The following is a 19,848-nucleotide window of genomic DNA, read 5'->3' on the forward strand; positions in this document are numbered from 1 at the left end:
TATTTTTTACAAATCGATCCTAGCATCTCGACTTTATATTTGTACCCACAAATTATAAAAAAATGATCCGCTTTACTTTTCGAAATCTGTTACAAATTTTACTCATTACCTTCTCTAGTTTTATTTACTCACAAAACAATACAAACTCAAAAATCCCTTTAAACCTTAATGAGACTTGGTCTAAAGCGATAGAAAACAGCAAAAAAATTCAACTTAGCACATTAGAATATCGCATCAATAAGGAAGAAGTTATTGAAAGTAAATTGGAGCGACTTCCAGAGTTAGAGATCAAAGGAAATTATGAATACGCTACAAATATTCCCGTTTATGAAGACGGTTTGTTTCATAAACCTACACAACACGAAGTCATTCATCTTTTGTACAAAGTGAGCACTGGGTATTATCTGAATGTTTATGATGGTAATAAGCTGAATTTAAAAATTGACAAAAAAGAAATACTCGCTTCGATTGCTTTAGAACAGCAAAAAATGACTACTTCTGAGATTAAGTTACAAGCGGCTATTTATTATCTCAATTTACAAAGAAGTACTGTTTTTAGAGATTTAATGATTACAGATATAGCAAATCAAGAAAAGCAACTTGCAGAAATTAAATCTTTATTTAAAAATGGGGTCATTTTAAGAAGTGATGTTTTACGAGTTGAACTGAAATTATCCAATCAGAAAATGATGCTTGTAAAAATCGAAAATGATATTGCAATTGCGAACCAGAGATTAAATATTTTAATAGGCCTTCCGGATGAAGAACTCATAAATCCTCATGAAATTTTAGAACCTGAAAGTTTTATTTTAGAACCCTACAATCAGTATTTAGAAATAGCCAAACACAATTCTTACGAATATAACATTTCTGAAAGTAAAACGGAACTCTCTAAAATAGAATTAAATAACAGCAAAGCCAATGTTCGACCTAAAATTGGTTTGTATGGCGAATTTTATCTCGCTAATCCTCAAATATTTTTATATCCGTATTCCCCAAGCAATTATACTTTAGGAATTTTTGGAGTAAAAGCTTCTTTTCCTTTATCAGAATTGTACCTGAATAAGCCAAAAGTGAGAGCTGCCAAATTAAGTCTTGAAAAAGAAGAATTAGAACATCACGATACAGATGATAAAATAAGACAGCAAGTCTATGAATCGTATTTGCGTTTTAAAGAAGGACTTGTTAGAATTGATGTAGCCAAAACAGATGTACATCAGTCTAAAGAAAATGCGCGAATTGTAAATGAAAACTATTTTAATCAGGCCTCGTTAATCACTGATCTTCTTGATGCTAACGTACAATTGTTACAAAGTCAATTTGATTACGCATCCTCTAAAATAAATGCTCAAATAAATTATTATCAACTTCAAAATATCTTAGGAACCCTTTAAAATGAGACACAAAAATAATTATACAGTAACAGATAAACTCATCACAAAAATTACAGCCTGGATTGCTGGAAGTATAGCAATCGTTTTATCAATATGGGGCGTGATTACGATGGTTGACATTTACTTTAATCAAAACACTAATGACGCTCAAGTACAAGAATATATAAATCCCGTAATATCTAGAGCAGGAGGTTTTATTGTAGCCATTAAATTTGAAGAAAATGAAGCAGTCAAAAAAGGGGATACCTTATTAGTAATTGACAATCAGGAATACGTAATTCAGGAAGAACAAACAGAAGCGGCTTTGTCTAATGCTAGAGCATTACTGGAAGTGTGGAAAAGTAAAGTGGCCACATTAAGTAAAACTGCACAAGTAAATCAGTCTAAAATTTTGGTTACCAAAGCGGCATTGTGGAAAGAAAACCTCGAATATTCGCGATATAAAAAATTAGTCGCTTCAGAGTCTGCTACCAACCAACAATTTGAAGCTAAAGAAGCTTCGTATAAAATAGCCGAAGCAGAACAACGATCTGCAAATGATAAATACAGTGCTTCGCTTTCAGAAATTAATGATGCAAAAGCGCAAGAAGAAGTTGTAAAAGCCGAGATAAAGCGATTGAGCGCCTTATTAGATCGTCATAAGCTTGATGTTTCTTATACTATTATTAGAGCTGCTTATGATGGCGTTATGGGGCGAAGAACCGTTGAAAAAGGGCAAATGATCAATGCTGGAGAAGTGCTGGCTTATATTGTTAATTCGGAAACAGACAAATGGGTTGTCGCCAATTACAAAGAAACTCAAATAGAAACCATGAAAATTGGTGATACGGCACGCTTTACAGCCGATGCGTATTCTAAAAAGGAATTCAAAGGTGTTGTTATTTCACTTTCACCTGCTACTGGATCTAGTTTTTCTTTATTACCACCAGACAACTCTACTGGAAACTATGTAAAAATTGTTCAGCGAATTCCAGTAAGAATTAGAGTAACAGGATCTACAAAGGATATTGAATTACTAAAAGCAGGAATGAACGTAAATGTTTCGATTGCTAAAAATCAGAATTGATGCTTCCTAAAATTTTCTTATTTAAAGATTGGGTGCCCAACTGGCTCATAAAAATAGTACTCTTTATAGTACTCTTGCCTAGTCTTGTGCTTTTCTTTCTTCCGATGACAAATGTAGCTGCCGCAGCAGGAAATACTGGAATTGAGACGTATGATGTTATTTATTCGGTTGCCTTGTTTTATGCAGGCTATGTGAGTTTCTTTTCTTTAGAAAGGCGTTTTTTTAGATTTTTAGCTGCAAAAGAATACTTTATCATCATTACAATAATCCAAATTGTGACTTCCTATATCTGTTACAGCACACAGCAAGTTGCTATCCTTTTTGTTTTTAGATTCATACAAGGAATGGCGTTTACAATGACTGTAAATCTTTCTTTATCCTTAATCTATTCGCAGCTTCGAACTGAAAGGGCTAGAATTATAGGATATTCTATTTTTTTTGGAATGCTAGTTTGTATGATTCCACTCAATAATTTCCTAACCGCCAATATTGTAGATTCATTCAACTTCAACTTTTTATACAAATGCGCTATATTTTCGTATTTCCCAAGTTTAGTATTTATCTATTTATTTATGAACAATGTTCACTTAGACGTAAAATTTCCTTTATATCAATTGGATTGGGCAAGTTTTATTCTCTATGCATGTTTTGTTTGCTTAATAGGTTACATTATGGTTTACGGACAAGAATATTATTGGCTAGAAGATCCTAGAATTTTCTGGAGTATTGTATCAATATTCGTTTTATTGGTTTTATTCTTGCTCAGACAATCCAGCCTCAAACGTCCTTATTTTGATCTTGCCGTTTTTAGATATAGAAACTTTTATATTGGAGGTGCGGTCATTCTTATTTTTTATATCTGCAGGTTTGCTTTAGGTGTTACAACCACTTATTTTCAAACGGTTTTAAAACTAGACCCGCTGCATATCGGCGATATTACATTACTGAATATTCTAGGAATTGTAGTTGGTGTAATCAGTGCTGGGGTTTATATTCTGCAACATCGTCCCATTAGGCTATTATGGCTTTATGGATTCTCACTATTGTTAATTTACCATGCAGGGATGATTTTTCTATTTACAACACAGGCTAACGAAGGTTATTTTTATTTGCCTTTATTCCTTCAAGGACTTGGTGTAGGAACTTTAATGACTCCGTCTATCATTTTTATGGTTTCGTCAGTTCCAGAGCGCTTTGGTGTTACTTCAGCAGGAATTTGTTTACTAATGCGTTGTTTGGGTTTTTATCTGAGCGCAGGCCTGATGAATTATTATGAACTGTTTTCAAAAAGCAAACATTTTAATACATTTCAGAATCAAATTAGTGTTTTGAATCCTATAGCAAAACAACAATTAGTAAAGTATAGCAATTCCTTAATAGTACATGGTTCTGCATTAGGAAAATCTACTAAACTCTCTAACAAAATAGTTGTAAACGCAGTAAATGTGCAAAACCACATCCGATTTGGGATTGATTATTATGAAATGATTTGTACGTTACTTGTAGTGACTCTATTACTAGTTGCTTTATTTCCCTACATCAATCGAACTATTGTAACTATTTCTAAAAACCAACCCTCTCCTTTTTAATATATCGAAGGATTGATAGGCTATTTTATTTTTAAATTAAGCATTATGTGGATATTTTATTTGGCTGGAGGAGCCATTATTTTTGGACTATTATTTTACAATTCCCAACAGAGTAAAAAGAAAAATATTAAATACATCTATTCAGAATTAATAGTATTATGCCAACATATTGATAAGAATATTCGACTTGAGCATGAAAGTGCAGATTCATTAACCTTTGAAATTTCAAATCATAGAGGTTCATTACTACTAGTTTTAACCCAATTTGATGGAATTTTATGCGTTGAAATTGAACGAATCAATTCTGAAAATATTATTGATAATCAAGAATGGTATTTTTTAGAAAATGAAAATCAAAAAAAAATGTTTCATCAAATGGTATCCGATATTATTGCTACAAAATCAGGTGTATTAAAAGAGATAACACTCTTAAAACTAGAAGGAATTTCTAGTGATTTTGTAAACGATTCAAAAAATCATTTAGGAGTTAAAAATAAAAGGGCACAAATTTTATTTTGTAAAGCCTATGATGGTGTCAAGAAATTTCCGAGGTATAAATATGCAAATAGTGAAGGAAGATTTGAAATGCTTTTGTTTAATTGTGTGTTACTAATCAGTAAAACACCTGTTGGTTATAAACAACAAGAGCAAACTACTGAAATTATTTCTCTGTTATTATTTTATTTAGAAAAACATCAAATAATAAATCATATCAAAGATATCGATCTTTTTTTTGAATCTCGATTTACTGCTTACCAGCAACAATTTTTAGAAAATAGAGATAGAACAGATCAGGAATGGCGTCAGTTGTTTTATTTGTTTTTTATCAAACCTTTAAACTGTAAGGAAAAGGTCAAGTACAAAGAAATTGAAGATGTTCATTTTAAAAATGCAGTTACCAAAATGATTAAAAATCTAGAGAGCGATTATAATCTTATTTTATAAATTAATTAAAACATTACAATATGTTTAGTCTAAAAAACAATACTTTGAGTGAATTAGTAACAGAGGATTACCGATTGGCTCCAGTTTTTAAAAAGTACGGAATTGATTATTATTGCCGAGGAGAAAGAACCCTTCAAGAAGTGTGTGAAAGTAAGAACATCTCAAGTAAAATACTGGTTCAAGATCTGCAAAATGCGATAGCTGAAACCGATCCAAAACAATTGGATTTTCATAGTTGGTCGATAAGTGAGTTGGCTTGCTACATAGAGGAAAAACACCATTCTTATATCAAAAACAGGGCGCCAAAGATTATTGAAAACTTGTTTGTTCTTTGCAAGGAATACGGAGATTTAAGACCAGAACTTACTTGTATTATGGAACTCTTTACTAAGGTTTTTAAGAAAATTGAAAACCACAATAACAAAGAGCGTTTTGTCTTATTTCCTTACGTAAGAAAAATGGGAAACTTGATCGAAAACAAAGAAACTATTGATTGTAAATACCTAGGAATCATTAAAATTCATAGCCAGAATATTATTCAAGAGAATAATTTTGAGGGCCAACATTTTCTAGAAATTAGAGAATTATGTAATAATTATGCAGTGCAAAACAAAGAATGTAATGCTTACAAGGTTGTAATGGAATTGCTTAATGATTTTGAAACTAAGTTAGAATTACAACTTCATTTAGAGAACAACTTATTGTATCCAAAAGCACTTGAAGTTGAAGCTCTTTTATTAAAAAATCGCTGTTTTTGATATAATTGAATTTAAAAAAATAACACATAAGTATTGAATCAAAATTTAAAAATTGGATTCGAACTAATTGGTGCTTTTCTGTTATAAGATAATGTTAAAGTAAAATTATGCACTAAATTATAGCGTAAATTTGACAGGCTAAATTGTTAATTAATGTACTCATATTTAATGGATTATCGCTTTATTTTTTCGCCTCAATTTTTACAGTACACTCAGACTAGGACAACACTAATTTAGTCTTTTTATAATGTAAAAGAGTAGAATTAATCACATTAGCAACGCATCAGGATTGGTAAATTTATCTATAAGCTAAATTGGATACTATTTTAATAATTGCGCGACTTTATAATTTTTTAAACCAATTTTAATTATGGAAAGCTTTTTAAGAATACAGTTTAGTAGAATTTTTTAATTGTTATTTCATTATTTCTAATACAACTGATTTATAAATTAAACTCACTTTTACCAATCGATTTGCAATAATACATAACCAATTTTTACAGCCCTAAAATCAATTTTAATAAAGAATTACAAACCATTTAAATTTAAAAAATCATGAAAAAAGTAATTTTATTAGTTGGCGCTGTTATGTTAACGTTTGCAGTATCTCAAGCGCAAACAGTTCAGGAACAAAAATTAAAAAGCGAAATAAAATCGTTAGACAAAAAAGACACCAACGAAAAACAAGAGAAAAAGGTTCTTAGAAAAGAACTTCATAAACTAAAATCGCAAGAGGTTAGCGAGCAATCAAAAAGTCAGTTTATCAAAGATTTTAAAGGTATAACTAATGCAAAATGGAAAAAATCTGATAGTTTTGACCAAGCAAGTTTTATGAAAAAAGGAGATGCAATGGCTGCTTTTTATGACCAAGATTCAAAATTAATAGGAACCACTACAATTAAAAAATACAGTGATTTACCTGTAAATGCTCAAAATAAAATTAATGAAAAGTATAAAGAATACAGTAAAGGAAGTGTAATTTATTATGATGATAATGAAGAGAATGTAACAAATATGCTTTTTTACGGAAAACCTTTTGATAAAGATAATTATTTCCTCGAAATTTTGAAAAACGGAAAAAAAAGTGTGTTACAAATAACAACCCAAGGAGAGGTGATTTATTTTGAATCCATGAAGTAATAGTTTAATAATTTATGTAGAAAAGGATCGGTACTGCCGATCCTTTTTAGTATTTCTAAGTATTGTTTTTCAACGAACTAGATTTAATTTTGATATCAGTAAATAAATTTAAGGAGAACTATAATTTATACCAATTTCTAAAACGCTAATTCTACAACTAGCTTTATTCCTTGAGTACTTTTTTATCGTACCGATTTTTTGGTTAATTTTATCTTTTTTAAATTACACATGAAAATAGAAATTAAAGAACTTACCACAAAGCAAGAAATGTTAGCTCAATTTGAAGTCATGCAACATTTATATTCTAAATTTACGATAGAAAAATACGATTCGTATCTTACAGAAATGATCCCTCACAATTACAGGCAAGTAGCTGTTTTTGAAGGTAGTGTTTGTGTAGGAATTTCAGGATTATGGTCTGGAACAAAACTTTGGTCGGGTAAATATTTAGAAATAGATAACTTTATTGTACATCCTGATCATCGATCCAAAGGCATCGGAAAAATGATGACAGATTATATTGATGCTAAAGCAAAAGAGACGGGTTGCACCATGATTGTTCTCGATGCTTTTACCGGAAATTATACCGCACATCGGTTTTATTACAATCAAGGATATGTGCCAAAGGGATTTCATTTTCTTAAAATCTTAAACGAAGAAGGACTAAGCTAACGTTTATGCTAATGAAAAAAATATTACCCATTATTTCCCTCTTTATTCTTTGTTTTGTTCTAACATTTTGTGCTATTAAACAAGAACTTCAAATGGAATTTCCTCAAGAAATACAATCTGTTTCCTATCAAAAAAATATAGAGAAAAGTACAATTCAATTTTGCATAGAGTTCAAAATACCACTAGCCAAAACGATCCACTTAAAAAAAGTTTATTTTCACAATCAGCAGGCTATTATTGAGGCCATAACTACTAATAAATTTGTAGCTCATTTTACTGCGAACTCTAAAAAAGTAGATTTGATTTTAGATTCAGATAGTACCAAGGAATATGCAAACAAACCTCCGGTTATAGCAAAATCAAAATTTGAATTAAAATCTAATGAAGCGGTGCTAGAATATCAAATTAACAAAAAAACAAACTATTTCAAAATTACAAATGTAATTGAAAGAGTAGTCCGATAGTTTTATGTTATTATTTCGACTAGAGCTCTTCTAAAACAATTAGACACATCGGAGGATTAAATCAAAGAAATAGTTATTTTTGTTCCTTTAATTTAATTTACACACCATTTTGGGATTATATAAAAATCTTTTTAAACAAACTGCTATTTACGGATTGGCAACGGTAATTCCGCGAATGTTTAGTTTCCTATTAGTTCCTTTATACACCGATTTACTGCCAAAAGAGGAATACGGAAAAATCTCCATCATTTTTGCTGGTATGATTTTCTTCAATGTAATTCTCGCATACGGAATGGAAACTGCCTTTTTTAGATTTTACAATAAAGAAAAAAATAAAAATGCTGTAGTAGAGACGTCCTCGGTTTCTATATTCTGGACCTCTTTTATATTTTTAGTTTTTTCCTTATTAACCCAAAATACTATTGCAAGATGGTCAGGAATAGATGTGCAATTTATTACTTACACCATCTGGATTCTCGTGCTCGATGCTTTGGTAATTGTTCCTTTCTCTAAGTTAAGGGTCAATCAACAACCGATACGTTATGCCATAATAAAAATAGGAAATGTAGCAGTCAATCTATTTCTAAATCTTTTCTTTTTGATTTCGTTACCCGCGATTGCAAAATCAAATCCAGACCATTTCCTAAGTACTTTTTATATCGAGAATTTCCAGATTGGCTATATTTTCGTATCTAATATTGTTGCTAGTTTATTGACATTTCTAGTGCTTTCACCCAATTATTTCAAACTAAAATGGCAGTTTGATTATAATTTGTGGAAACAAATGATGAAATACGGAATGCCTATCATGATTGCTGGAATTGCATTTGCCATCAATGAACAATTTGACAAAATTTTACTGGGCTATTTGTTACCACAAAACATTGCAGCCTCAGAGGTCGGAGTATATTCGGCTTGTTACAAACTAGGTTTATTTATGGTTTTGTATCGCACTGCTTATACCTTAGGAATAGAACCCTTCTTTTTTAGCCATGCATCCAATGAAAATGCACCACAAACTTACGCGACCATTACCAAATATTTTGTCATTTTTGGCTCTTTTATCTTACTCTCGGTCATCGTTTTTGCAGATATTCTAAAAATAATAATGATTCAAAACTCTTCTTATTGGGAAGCCATGAAAGTGGTGCCGCTTATCATTTTGGCAAATTTCTTTCTCGGAATTTACACCAATCTTTCGGTTTGGTACAAACTCATCGACAAGACACATTATGGCGCTTATATTTCAATTGTGGGAGCTATCATAACATTAGCGCTCAACTATTTATTAATTCCAACGATGAGTTATTACGGATCCGCAATTGCCACTATTGCAGCGTACGGCAGTATGATGGGAATCTCCTATTATTTTGGAAATAAGTATTATCCAATCCCTTACGACATCAATAAAATAGCGATATATCTATTGGTTTCCATCGGTTTTTCTGCGATTTCATTTTACGGATTTAGAGAGAATTATTTCGTCGGAATCCCGTTATTACTCTTATTCATGTATTTTATATACCACAACGAAAAAGAATTATTAACTAAAATTTTAAAACGAAAACCAAATAAAATTTAAATTTCTGGGAGCTAATCGCGCTGTACGTTTCAAGCTTTTTCCTAAAATCATTTTTTTCTAGGCACCAAAAAGGAGCTTCTTCCAGTCGCTCTTTTTGTACCAGAAAAAATATAATTTTATAAAAAAAGGATTTCCACTTCCATCACGGCTAGGACTTAGAATACAACAGTACTATTCTTTTAAAAACACATTTCAATTTCAAAAAAATAATAGAATGACAATAAATATCATTAACAAATCAGGACATGCCTTACCAAACTATGAAACCATAGCTTCAGCAGGAATGGACTTAAGAGCTACTATAACCGAACCGATAACGTTAAAACCTTTAGAAAGAGCCATCATAAAAACGGGTCTTTTTATTGCTCTGCCAATTGGTTACGAAGCGCAAGTGCGTCCCAGAAGCGGTCTCGCTGCCAAAAACGGAATCACTGTTCTCAATTCGCCTGGAACGATTGATGCGGATTATCGTGGAGAAATTGGAGTGATTTTAGTAAATTTATCCAATCAAGATTTCGTAATTCAAAACGGAGAGCGTATCGCGCAACTAATTATTGCCAAACACGAACGCGCAGAATGGATTGAAGTACAAGAACTAACAGAGACTTCTCGCGGAGAAGGCGGTTTTGGTAGTACTGGAGTAAAGTAGTTTTCAGAATTCAGTAAACAGTTGTCACATCGAGCGCATTCTAGATGTTATGTAAATATAAATTATTAATTAGAGGTTGAGATTACTTTGCTTCGTGCCTCGCAATAACATAAAACTCCTCGGAAATCAGTTTAATCTGAGGCTAAAAATAATAATTAAAACCTTCGTAAACTTTGCGAAAAACCTTCGTGAACTTTGCGGTTAAAAAAATAATATGAAAATAATCGTTCCTATGGCAGGTCGTGGATCACGCCTTCGCCCACATACATTAACTATTCCTAAACCATTAATTCCTATTGCCGGAAAACCAATTGTACATCGTTTAGTCGAAGATATTGCAGGTGTTTTACAACAAGAAATAGAGGAAGTTGCCTTTATTATTCACGAAAGTTTTGGCAAAAAAGTTGAAGAAGAATTAATTGCTATTGCTACTAAATTAGGCGCTAAAGGAACTATTTATTACCAAAACGAAGCCTTAGGAACCGGTCACGCAATTATGTGCGCGAAAGATTCTTTGAGCGGACCAGCAGTTATAGCTTACGCCGATACACTAATTCGAGCTGATTTTGATTTAGACCAAGAGGCTGATAGTGTAATTTGGGTAAAACAAGTTGATCAACCAGAAGCATTTGGTGTAGTAAAACTAAATGCCGCTAATGAAATAGTAGAGTTGGTCGAAAAACCAGCCGAATTTGTATCCGATCTGGCTGTAATTGGAATTTATTATTTCAAAGATATTGCCGTTTTAAAAAACGAATTGCAACTAGTATTAGACAACAACATTATTCATGGTGGTGAATACCAGATCAATGATGGTATCAAGCAAATGATGGCCAAAGGGATGAAGTTTGTTCCGGGAAAAGTAGCGGAATGGATGGACTGTGGAAACAAAAATGTAACTGTAGAAACCAATTCTAGAATGTTAGGATTCTTGCACAATGATGGAGAACATTTAGTTGACTATGATGTAAAACAGGAAAATTCAACTATTATTGCACCTTGCTATATTGGTAAAAATGTAGTTTTAATTAATGCAACGGTAGGTCCTAATGTTTCTTTAGGAGACGGTTGCCATGTGCAAAATAGCACAATAAAAAATTCTTTGATTCAAACACATTCCCATGTAAAAAATGCCAATTTAGACAATGCAATGATTGGAAATCACGCCAGTTTTGATGGTAACTTTACAAACATTAGCATAGGAGATTATTCTGTTTTAGAATAATCGATACACTGCCTGATTAAAGGGTAGGATAAAAAAGAAATTATGAAAAGACCGTTTTACATAATTTTATTATTCGTTTTGCAATGCAATTCAGCTTTGCTGTGGGCACAAACGGAACCCGAGGAAATCAAGTCAGATGCAGATCAATTTCAAGATTATTTTTACGAATCCTTGCTTCAAAAAGGAATTGAAAATTATGATAAAGCAATAGTCGTTTTAGACAAAGCCAATAAAATTAAACCCAATGAAGCATCAATTTATTTTGAATTAGGGAAAAATTATTTAGCCTTAAAGGACTATAAAAATGCCTATAATTATTTTGAAAGTGCTGCTAAAATTGATCCAAAAAATAAATGGTTTTGGGTAGGAATGTATGATGTTTGTTACGAAACTAAAAATTTTAATCAAGGAATTATTGTCATCCAAAAACTAATTGAATTTGATCCGAAGTACAAGGAAGATTTAACGTCTTTGTATATGGCAACCAATCAATTTGAAAAAGCATTAGTTTTAATTCAGGAGTTGGAGGAAAATATCGGCAAAACGGAGCGAAGAGAATTATACAAAAGCCAGATTCTTTCTCAAGGAAAGTTTCAAAACATAGAGATTACCAACTTAATTGCTCAAATTGAAAAGTATCCAAAAGAAGAATCGAATTATTTGAGTTTGATTTTTTTGTATTCTAAAAACAAAGAGGAAACTAAAGCTTTTGAAATTGTAAAAAAGCTTGAAAAAGCAATTCCGAATTCAGAGTGGGCGCAAGTCACTTTATTCAAAGATTATTTAGAAGCAAATGATGCTCCAAAAGCAATTAATGCGATGAATGTTGTTTTGGCTAGTTCTAAAATTGATTCTAAAATTAAACATAGAATACTCAATGAGTTTTTGATTTTTAGCTTCAAAAACCCACAATATGCTACTGATTTAGAGAAAGCGGTAAATTATTTTGACACGGATAAATCTGTTGATGTTGCAAAAGAGATCGGGAGATTTTTTCATGCAAAAAAAGAATGGGCTACCGCTATAAAATATTATGAGAAATCGGCAGTTAGTCGGCCAGAGGAAGCTTTAGAGACTAATTTACTTTTGTTGCAAGCCTTTACCGAAATGACACAATTTGATGTTGTTGCCAAAAAATCAACAGAAATGATCGAGAGTTTTCCCACACAGCCGGAGTTTTATTATTACGCAGGTTTGGCTAAAAATCAGTTGCAAGACTATAAAAAAGCAAAGGACTTACTAGAAATGGGCATGGATTATGTAGTGGAGAATAAGGAATTAGAAATAAATTTCAACATTCAATTGGGAGAATCCTATAATGGTTTAGGAGATTTTAAGAAAAAAGAATTGTATTTTTCTAAAGCCAATCAATTATTAAAAGAAAAAAAATAATGAAAAATACAACAGTAACAAGAATGCGATCGGCAATACTAATTTGCTTAGTAAGTTCATTGGCATTAGTTTCTTGTAAATCAAAAGCGATTGCAGTTGCGGCAAGTAATGAACCCGTAAAAGAAGCAAATTATATGACGGCCAAAAAAATAATTGAAAATTATTACAACAATAAAATTCAATTTTCTACATTATATATTAAGTCTAATGTGCGTTATGCTGATGACAAGCAAACCCAAAATGTAACAGCCGAAATCAGAATAAAAAAAGACGAACAGATTTTAGTAAGCATTCGATTTTTGGGAATAACAATGGCTAAAGCTTTGATTACTCCTACGTCTGTTAATTATTATGAAAAGATAAATAGCAAGTATTTTGAAGGAGATTTTAGTAGTTTAAGCGAATGGTTGGGTACGGATTTGGACTATAGTAAAATTCAAAATATGTTGTTAGGACAGGCTATTGATGATTTAACAAAAGGTAAATATTTAGAATCATTATTGGAGCAGACTTACCGATTAGAGGATGCATCCAATAAAAATACAAAAAAATCATTCTTTTTGGATGCTACAAAATTCTTGATTGAGAAACAAGAAATCACACAAACGGCAGAAGAGCGTACTATAAAAGTAGCTTATGCAGACAATAAAGTCTATAACGAGGGAACATTGCCTACCGCTGTACAGATTAATACATTTCAGAAGAAAGGAAATATCGAAATTAATCTAGATTACAACTCGATTACTTTTAATGAAGAACTTTCTTTTCCTTATAGTGTTCCAAAAGGCTACAAAAGAATTATAATTAAGTAAATTTGCAAAAATATTTTTTAATATGCCAAAATTTCTCCTTACCCTAATTTTTATCTGTATGACTTCATTGCTATGGAGTCAGGAATCCCAACAAGAAAAATTAGAACAACGTAAAGCTCAAATTCAACAAGAAATTCGAGACAATGAAAAGCTATTGCAGAGCGTAAAGAAAAAAGAAAAGTCTGCTTTTAATGTGGTTATTATTCAAAACACAAAGATACAACTGAAAGAGAAATTAATAAATACTACTGAAAAGCAAACTAAATTGTTGAGTAATGATATGTATATTAATCAAGTTCAGATTAATAAACTCAAAAAAGAGCTAGAGATTCTTAAAGAGGATTATGCTAAAATGATTGTGAAATCATATAAAAGTAGATCGGAGCAAAGTAGAGCTATGTTTTTATTGTCTTCTGAAAACTTTTTGCAAGCTTACAAAAGAGCGCAGTACATGAAGCAATATACTGGGTATAGAAAAATGCAAGGAGAAGAAATTAAATCAAAATCTACAAAACTAGTTGATTTTAATGATAAACTTAACATTCAAAAAACAGCCAAACAAAAGTTGATTGCTGAAAATGAAAGAGAAAGAATATCATTAGAAAAAGAGAAACAAGAGCAAGTAAAGTTGGTTAATGTTATCAAAAAAGATAAAAATAAGATCTCTAAAGAAATTAGTAAAAAGCAACAAGAATATAGACTTGTTGATAGACAAATTAATAAATTAATTAGAGAGGCTATTGCAGCTGCCAATAGAAAAGCCGCTTTAGAAAAAGCAAAAGCGAACCCGAGTAAACCAGTTTCTACAGCAGCAGTTTCATCATCTGTTATAGAACTAACTCCAGAAGCAAAAATAATAGCAGACAATTTTAGAGCCAATAGAGGTAGATTACCTTATCCTGTCGAAAAGGGATACATATCTTTAGGCTACGGAAATCAAACCCATCCACTTTTTAATACTATTACAGTTCACAATAGTGGTGTTGAGATCACAACGGATAAAGGAGCGAATGCTAGAGCCGTTTTTGGTGGTGAGGTCACAAGTGTAATTGTGTTGTCTCCGGTAAATAAAGCGGTAATGATACAACATGGTGATTATTTTACGGTGTATCAAAACTTAAGTTCTGTGAGCGTAAGCAAAGGAGATAAGGTAAGCATTAAGCAAAGTATTGGAACAGTTAGAACCAATGGAGAGACTGGGAAAACAGTTCTTAAATTCTTGATTCTTCAAAATACGACTTACAATGACCCTGATAATTGGTTATCCGGAAGATAAGCAATCCGACAACATACAAAAAAGCACTATCAAATTATTAAGAATTTGATAGTGCTTTTTTTATGGGTTTACTTTTAGTGATTACGTATTCCTGAAATTAGAGCTTTTTAAAACACCAAGAGTAATAAATCTTCAATCATCTAGAATCTTATTACATAAAATGTGATTGAAAGTTCTAAAATTCGTTGAGTAGAAATGGAGATTTTCATTGATCAAAATTTTAAATAAATCACATTACAACCGTATTAAAAAGCTAAAATTTTAGTCGTTTATTAAAGTGCGATTAATCAGTAATTACTCTTTATTGACATTATTAAATTCCTTGAATAACTCTAATAAATTCATTAATGATTTAACGAGATCATTAGATTCAAGTAATAGCGCAAAATACAATTTACTATTTTTAGGACTTGTTTCTGTTGTTCTAATCCTTTTGATCTGTTTTGTTATCAAATCTGAAACAGTGTCTAATAATGCTTGTTTATCATTTAAAATTGTATCAATTTGATGAAAGTCTTCATTCTTAAAACTTTCTTCTAATAATTGTAGCAAATGCTGCAATTGGGTATCAATATTTTTAAGCCCTTTTATCTGATTGAATTTTAATTTTTTGTGATTGTTATTAACGTGCAAATAACTATTGGTGGTAATAAAATCGATGGATTGAACCATATCTTGCAAATATCCTAAAATTAAAATATAAAATTTACTTGCTTCAACGGAGTTATCATCTAGGTTTTTTATTAAATAAAACACATTACTTTTTAGCTCATCAATTTCTTTTTCTAACTTTTTTTGATCTTTCTTATTTTCTTTTAATTTTGCTAAATCTTGCATACTTAAATTATCAATTAAGTTTGAATATAAAGCACTGGTTTTGCGAAATACTTTTGAAATTTGTGCAGAACTCTCGGTAATCATTTCTTTTACAGTTCCGATATCTTCCTTACGCAAACTTTTGATTTCCTCTTCATTTTTAATCTTTTGTTTGTGTTTTCTAGAACTGTTGTACAACATAATTCCTAACATAAGTAACAAACCAACAAAAGCGAATATTTCACCTACTTTTAAAATATAAGCCATTATAAAGGCCAATACAAAGGCAATAATTGCTGTAAAAAACCAACCACCAATTACTTTGAATACACCTGCAATTCTATATACAGCACTTTCTCTGTCCCAAGCTCTGTCAGCAAAGGAAGTTCCCATTGCAACCATAAAAGTTACATAAGTAGTAGAAAGCGGTAATTTCATAGAAGTACCTATTGAAATTAATATACTGGCAACCATTAAGTTTACCGAAGCTCTAACCATATCAAAAGCGGGCTCGTCATCAGTTTTTTTGGTTGTTTTCTTTACACTTTCAAATCGTTTGTCAATTTTAATCTGTAATTTTTTAGGAAGAAAAACATTTATAGCTTGACCAATATACACTCCGAATCGTACAATAAATCGAGAAGCTGTGTTGGGTGTAAATTTCTCATCACCTTCGCCTTGTCGGGATAAATTTACACCTGTTTCTATTACACTTTTCGCTTTTTTCGAAGTCCACAAAGTCACAACCATTACCACTCCAGCTAATAATAGGAAATAAAATGGAGCAACAATATCGTCATTAGCCAAAGCGCCCATCATAAAGGAATCGCCAGAAACGCCACTTCCCTGAAAAATTTGATAGGAATTAAAAGCCGCAATTGGTACTCCGATAAAGTTGACTAAGTCATTTCCTGCAAAGGCCAAAGCCAAAGCAAATGTTCCGATGAGAATGATAACACGTAAAATATTGACTTTGAAATAACTTATTAGTATTTGGGAAAGTATAAGAAATACAGCAAAATTTACGGCAAGAATTAAAAACTGATGTTTATCAATCCATTCAAATTGTTCCGAAGAGATGAATGAAACACCTTTAAGTCCTTTGATTAAAATAAAAAAGGTTATCGCTGTAATGGCTACTCCGCCAAAGATTGCGCCAAAATATTTTAGCTTTTTCTCATAATGAAAAGTAAAAATAAGACGCGAAATGTATTGTATAAAACTTCCCAAAGAGAACGACAGAATTACGGAGAGTAAAATACTGTAAACAATTGTAGAGGCTTTTTTGGTATTGATGTACATTCCTAAATGATCTAATGTCTCGTCGGAAGTGTAAATTTTGTAAAGAGCCAAACAAACAGCTGCGCCTAATAATTCAAAAATAATTGAAACAGTGGTAGAAGTTGGTAATCCCAAAGAGTTAAAAACATCTAACAATAAAATATCGGATATCATAACGGCCAAGAAAATAATCATGACATCATTAAAACTAAACATACTAGGGACAAAAATACCGCTTCGAGCAATTTCCATCATTCCGCTAGAAAACATGGCGCCCACTAATACACCAAGACTAGCCACAATCATGGTGGTTTTAAAAGAAACTGCTTTAGAACCTACAGCGGAGTTTAAGAAGTTTACGGCATCATTACTGACTCCAACTACTAGATCTATAATAGCTAAAACGCCTAATACGATTAACATTATAACATATATCTGCTCCATAGTACTTTGCGTTTTTAATTTTTACAAAAGTCCTTTAAGAATTTTGTTTGCATGTTAACTTAATGTTATTAAAAAGTTATGCCAGCTATAAGTGTCTAAAGTACAAATTTGAAGTAAAAGGAACATGAAAAATAGACATATAATAAAAAAGCAGCCTAGATAGCTGCTTTTTATTTTATGTTTTAGGACGAGTAATTTGACTGCTTTATTTGAAAGAAGATTCAATAGACTTCAGCATTCCTTGTGGAGAGGAGGTTCCGGAGATAATAATTCTTCTTATGGTGTAAAGAGGATCTATAGAATCTCTTTTGGTAGATAAGATATAAGCCATTTTATGACCACTCTTTTTTAATTCTGGAATTGCTGCCGTATTCCATAGACCAAAAGGATAAGCAAAGTCAGTAACAGGTTTACCAATTATTGCTTCTAATTTTGCTTTTGGTTTTACAAATTGGGTATTCCAATCTTCATCAGCATATTTTGTTACCATGTGGTGATCCCAAGTGTGTGATGCAATGACATGTCCTTCATCCGACAAAGTTTTTATTTCTTCTTTAGTCATATAACCAGGACGGTTTATAGCTACTGTCATAACAAAAAAGACTCCTTTAAAACCATATTTTTTCATTTCTACCGCACCAATATTATACTGATCCACTCTTGTATCGTCAAAAGTAATCATGATTGGTTTTTCTGGAAGCTTTCCATCAAATACTAAATAGTCGTATAATTGTTCTGGTAAAATAGTATGATAACCAGCCTCAGACAAAGTTTTCATTTGTTCAGCAAATGCGGCAGGTTTTACCGTATTGGTCTTCATCACATCGCTAGCAGTACTTTTAAACTCCCTTATATTGTGATAACATAATATTGGCACTTCTTTTTTAGAGAGAATCGTTGCGGCGTCTGCTATGACTTTTTTATCAGTAGTTTTTTTTACCGAAAGAGTGTCACTTGTTGCTTCTGGCTTTACCTCAGATGTTTCTTTTTTGCAACTTATAAATAAAAAAAGGCCTAAAAAAATAGAAATAATAATTTTTTTCATAATCTAAAACTAAATTATTGGTACTGAATATAAACTGGTTTTGGAGTAAATTTTACTAATTCTTCTGGAGTATACATTTCCCAATCGTTCTTGTTGTCATTTTTATAGAATAATTTAAAACCAGTGAATTGAACAGGTTCTTTATAAATATAACGCAAATAAGTTGACCTTTTTAATACTTTACTGCCAAAACCATCCATGTGCATCACGATTTGAACTTCAGGAACTGTTTTGATATCCTTATAGTTTTTAATCATTCCTTGTGTAAAACGGTGTACCACTAGCACTTTTGGAGGCAAGTTGTTTTTGCGAACTAAGTCTACTAAAATGTCAATAGCATCATTGATATCTTGAGCTGTGAAATTTCCAATTTTAGAACCCGGACGTTCTCCATTTTTCATAGAAAATTCTGGGTCAATACCAAGATGTACATTAGGCATTGAAAGATATTGAGCCAGTTGCTGCACTTCCTCTTTTACAGTACTATGTCCTACTTGAATGTCTAAAAAAACAAGCGCATTAATTGGTTTTGCCCAGCTAATAATGGTATCAATTTGTTTAAAAGGCATTCTCATGCGGTGTTTATTGTCCTTACCTGGAGCACCTTGAGCGGTAACTGCAATATAGTGTAAAGCTGGAATTGCTTTTATAGTTGGGTCTGCAGCTTGCCATCTAGCGACTTCCCCTTTTAATTTTTCTAACATTTCTTGACGAGGAAATTCTCCTAAAACTCCCATTCGGGTTGAATATAAATTCCCATAATATGCAATGATTCTATTGTAAGGCAAAATAGCACCTGGTAAAGGATAAGGAGCTTTTACTGGCCATTTACCGGTTGTGTCATTTACACTTAAGGCAGCATTTCTTTTATCAAAATCAATTGTGTCAATAGTCAGCGCTTTTGTTTTTTGTACAGAATCTGCTTTTATCGTTTCGGTTTTATCTAAACTGTCTTTAGGATCTGCTGCTTTACTGCGGTCGCAAGCCATCATACTTAATAGTACTACAGGAAGAGTGATACATGCAATAATTGATTTTTTCATAGGTAGTACTGTTGAGTATTAAGTAAAAGTAAAAAGTAAGTTTTTATTATTAAATAGCGTACAAAGATATGATTTTAAAAGAATGCCTAATGGTATAAATTTGTTTCTGAATGTCGTATTTTTTATATAATTTACGGTTTTTGATACAATTACATTTCATTACAATAACCCTTGGAATTTTTGATAAAAAAAAGAGACCATCCATAAGGGTGGTCTCTCAAAAAACTTCTCTCAGGATAAAGAGAAGTAAAAAAA

17 protein-coding genes are annotated in these 19,848 nt (G+C 31.7%); 14 read left to right on the forward strand and 3 right to left on the reverse strand.

The window, feature by feature from the left end; translation table 11 throughout:
* Positions 1–62 precede the first annotated feature (62 nt).
* The 14 genes from J3S90_RS05345 (at position 63) to J3S90_RS05410 (ending at position 14,964) form a co-directional block, all read left to right on the forward strand.
* Positions 63–1,394: a TolC family protein gene (locus J3S90_RS05345; protein ID WP_210645255.1), complete on the forward strand. Its 1,332-nt coding sequence runs from the start codon at positions 63–65 to the stop codon at positions 1,392–1,394.
* A 1-nt stretch (position 1,395) separates the two neighbouring features.
* On the forward strand, positions 1,396–2,460 hold the full coding sequence (locus J3S90_RS05350) for an HlyD family secretion protein (RefSeq protein WP_210645257.1): 1,065 nt from the start codon (positions 1,396–1,398) through the stop codon (positions 2,458–2,460).
* Positions 2,460–4,049, forward strand: a complete 1,590-nt coding sequence (locus J3S90_RS05355; RefSeq protein WP_236023885.1) for an MFS transporter — start codon at positions 2,460–2,462, stop codon at positions 4,047–4,049. The genes J3S90_RS05350 and J3S90_RS05355 overlap by 1 nt, the downstream gene beginning before the upstream one ends.
* Before the next feature lie 45 nt (positions 4,050–4,094).
* Positions 4,095–4,994, forward strand: a complete 900-nt coding sequence (locus J3S90_RS05360) for a hypothetical protein (RefSeq protein ID WP_210645261.1) — start codon at positions 4,095–4,097, stop codon at positions 4,992–4,994.
* Between the two features lie 20 nt (positions 4,995–5,014).
* The gene (locus tag J3S90_RS05365; protein ID WP_210645263.1) at positions 5,015–5,752 is read left to right on the forward strand and encodes a DUF542 domain-containing protein; all 738 of its coding nucleotides are present in this window, start codon (positions 5,015–5,017) and stop codon (positions 5,750–5,752) included.
* Positions 5,753–6,307: 555 nt separating this feature from the next.
* Positions 6,308–6,892 (forward strand): hypothetical protein, encoded by a 585-nt coding sequence (locus J3S90_RS05370; RefSeq protein WP_188049323.1) that lies wholly within the window; start codon positions 6,308–6,310, stop codon positions 6,890–6,892.
* A 228-nt stretch (positions 6,893–7,120) separates the two neighbouring features.
* Complete coding sequence (locus tag J3S90_RS05375) at positions 7,121–7,564, forward strand: GNAT family N-acetyltransferase (RefSeq protein WP_210645265.1); 444 nt, start codon at positions 7,121–7,123, stop codon at positions 7,562–7,564.
* A gap of 92 nt (positions 7,565–7,656) precedes the next feature.
* Complete coding sequence (locus J3S90_RS05380; RefSeq protein WP_210645267.1) at positions 7,657–8,028, forward strand: hypothetical protein; 372 nt, start codon at positions 7,657–7,659, stop codon at positions 8,026–8,028.
* 109 nt (positions 8,029–8,137) lie between these two features.
* The gene (locus J3S90_RS05385) at positions 8,138–9,610 is read left to right on the forward strand and encodes a lipopolysaccharide biosynthesis protein (protein WP_210645268.1); all 1,473 of its coding nucleotides are present in this window, start codon (positions 8,138–8,140) and stop codon (positions 9,608–9,610) included.
* A 214-nt stretch (positions 9,611–9,824) separates the two neighbouring features.
* Entirely contained in the window at positions 9,825–10,259 is a 435-nt protein-coding gene (gene dut, locus J3S90_RS05390) for a dUTP diphosphatase (RefSeq protein WP_188049327.1), read from the forward strand.
* Between the two features lie 214 nt (positions 10,260–10,473).
* Positions 10,474–11,484: a sugar phosphate nucleotidyltransferase gene (locus J3S90_RS05395; protein ID WP_210645271.1), complete on the forward strand. Its 1,011-nt coding sequence runs from the start codon at positions 10,474–10,476 to the stop codon at positions 11,482–11,484.
* A gap of 42 nt (positions 11,485–11,526) precedes the next feature.
* Positions 11,527–12,876: a tetratricopeptide repeat protein gene (locus J3S90_RS05400; protein ID WP_210645273.1), complete on the forward strand. Its 1,350-nt coding sequence runs from the start codon at positions 11,527–11,529 to the stop codon at positions 12,874–12,876.
* Complete coding sequence (locus tag J3S90_RS05405; RefSeq protein ID WP_236023886.1) at positions 12,876–13,688, forward strand: DUF4292 domain-containing protein; 813 nt, start codon at positions 12,876–12,878, stop codon at positions 13,686–13,688. The genes J3S90_RS05400 and J3S90_RS05405 overlap by 1 nt, the downstream gene beginning before the upstream one ends.
* Before the next feature lie 58 nt (positions 13,689–13,746).
* Positions 13,747–14,964 carry a murein hydrolase activator EnvC family protein gene (locus J3S90_RS05410; protein WP_236023887.1) on the forward strand — a complete coding sequence of 406 codons (1,218 nt, stop codon included), beginning with the start codon at positions 13,747–13,749 and terminating at the stop codon, positions 14,962–14,964.
* A gap of 294 nt (positions 14,965–15,258) precedes the next feature.
* On the opposite strand, the gene J3S90_RS05415 is transcribed toward J3S90_RS05410, so the two are convergent.
* The 3 genes from J3S90_RS05415 to J3S90_RS05425 all read right to left on the reverse strand — a co-directional run bounded on the left by J3S90_RS05415 (position 15,259) and on the right by J3S90_RS05425 (position 19,593).
* Positions 15,259–17,505 carry an inorganic phosphate transporter gene (locus J3S90_RS05415; RefSeq protein WP_210645277.1) on the reverse strand — a complete coding sequence of 749 codons (2,247 nt, stop codon included), beginning with the start codon at positions 17,503–17,505 and terminating at the stop codon, positions 15,259–15,261.
* Between the two features lie 205 nt (positions 17,506–17,710).
* Entirely contained in the window at positions 17,711–18,550 is an 840-nt protein-coding gene (locus J3S90_RS05420; RefSeq protein WP_188049332.1) for a polysaccharide deacetylase family protein, read from the reverse strand.
* A gap of 14 nt (positions 18,551–18,564) precedes the next feature.
* Positions 18,565–19,593: a hypothetical protein gene (locus J3S90_RS05425; RefSeq protein WP_210645280.1), complete on the reverse strand. Its 1,029-nt coding sequence runs from the start codon at positions 19,591–19,593 to the stop codon at positions 18,565–18,567.
* Positions 19,594–19,848 lie beyond the last annotated feature (255 nt).

The organism is Flavobacterium flabelliforme (genome assembly GCF_017948675.1).
GTDB lineage: Bacteria > Bacteroidota > Bacteroidia > Flavobacteriales > Flavobacteriaceae > Flavobacterium > Flavobacterium pygoscelis.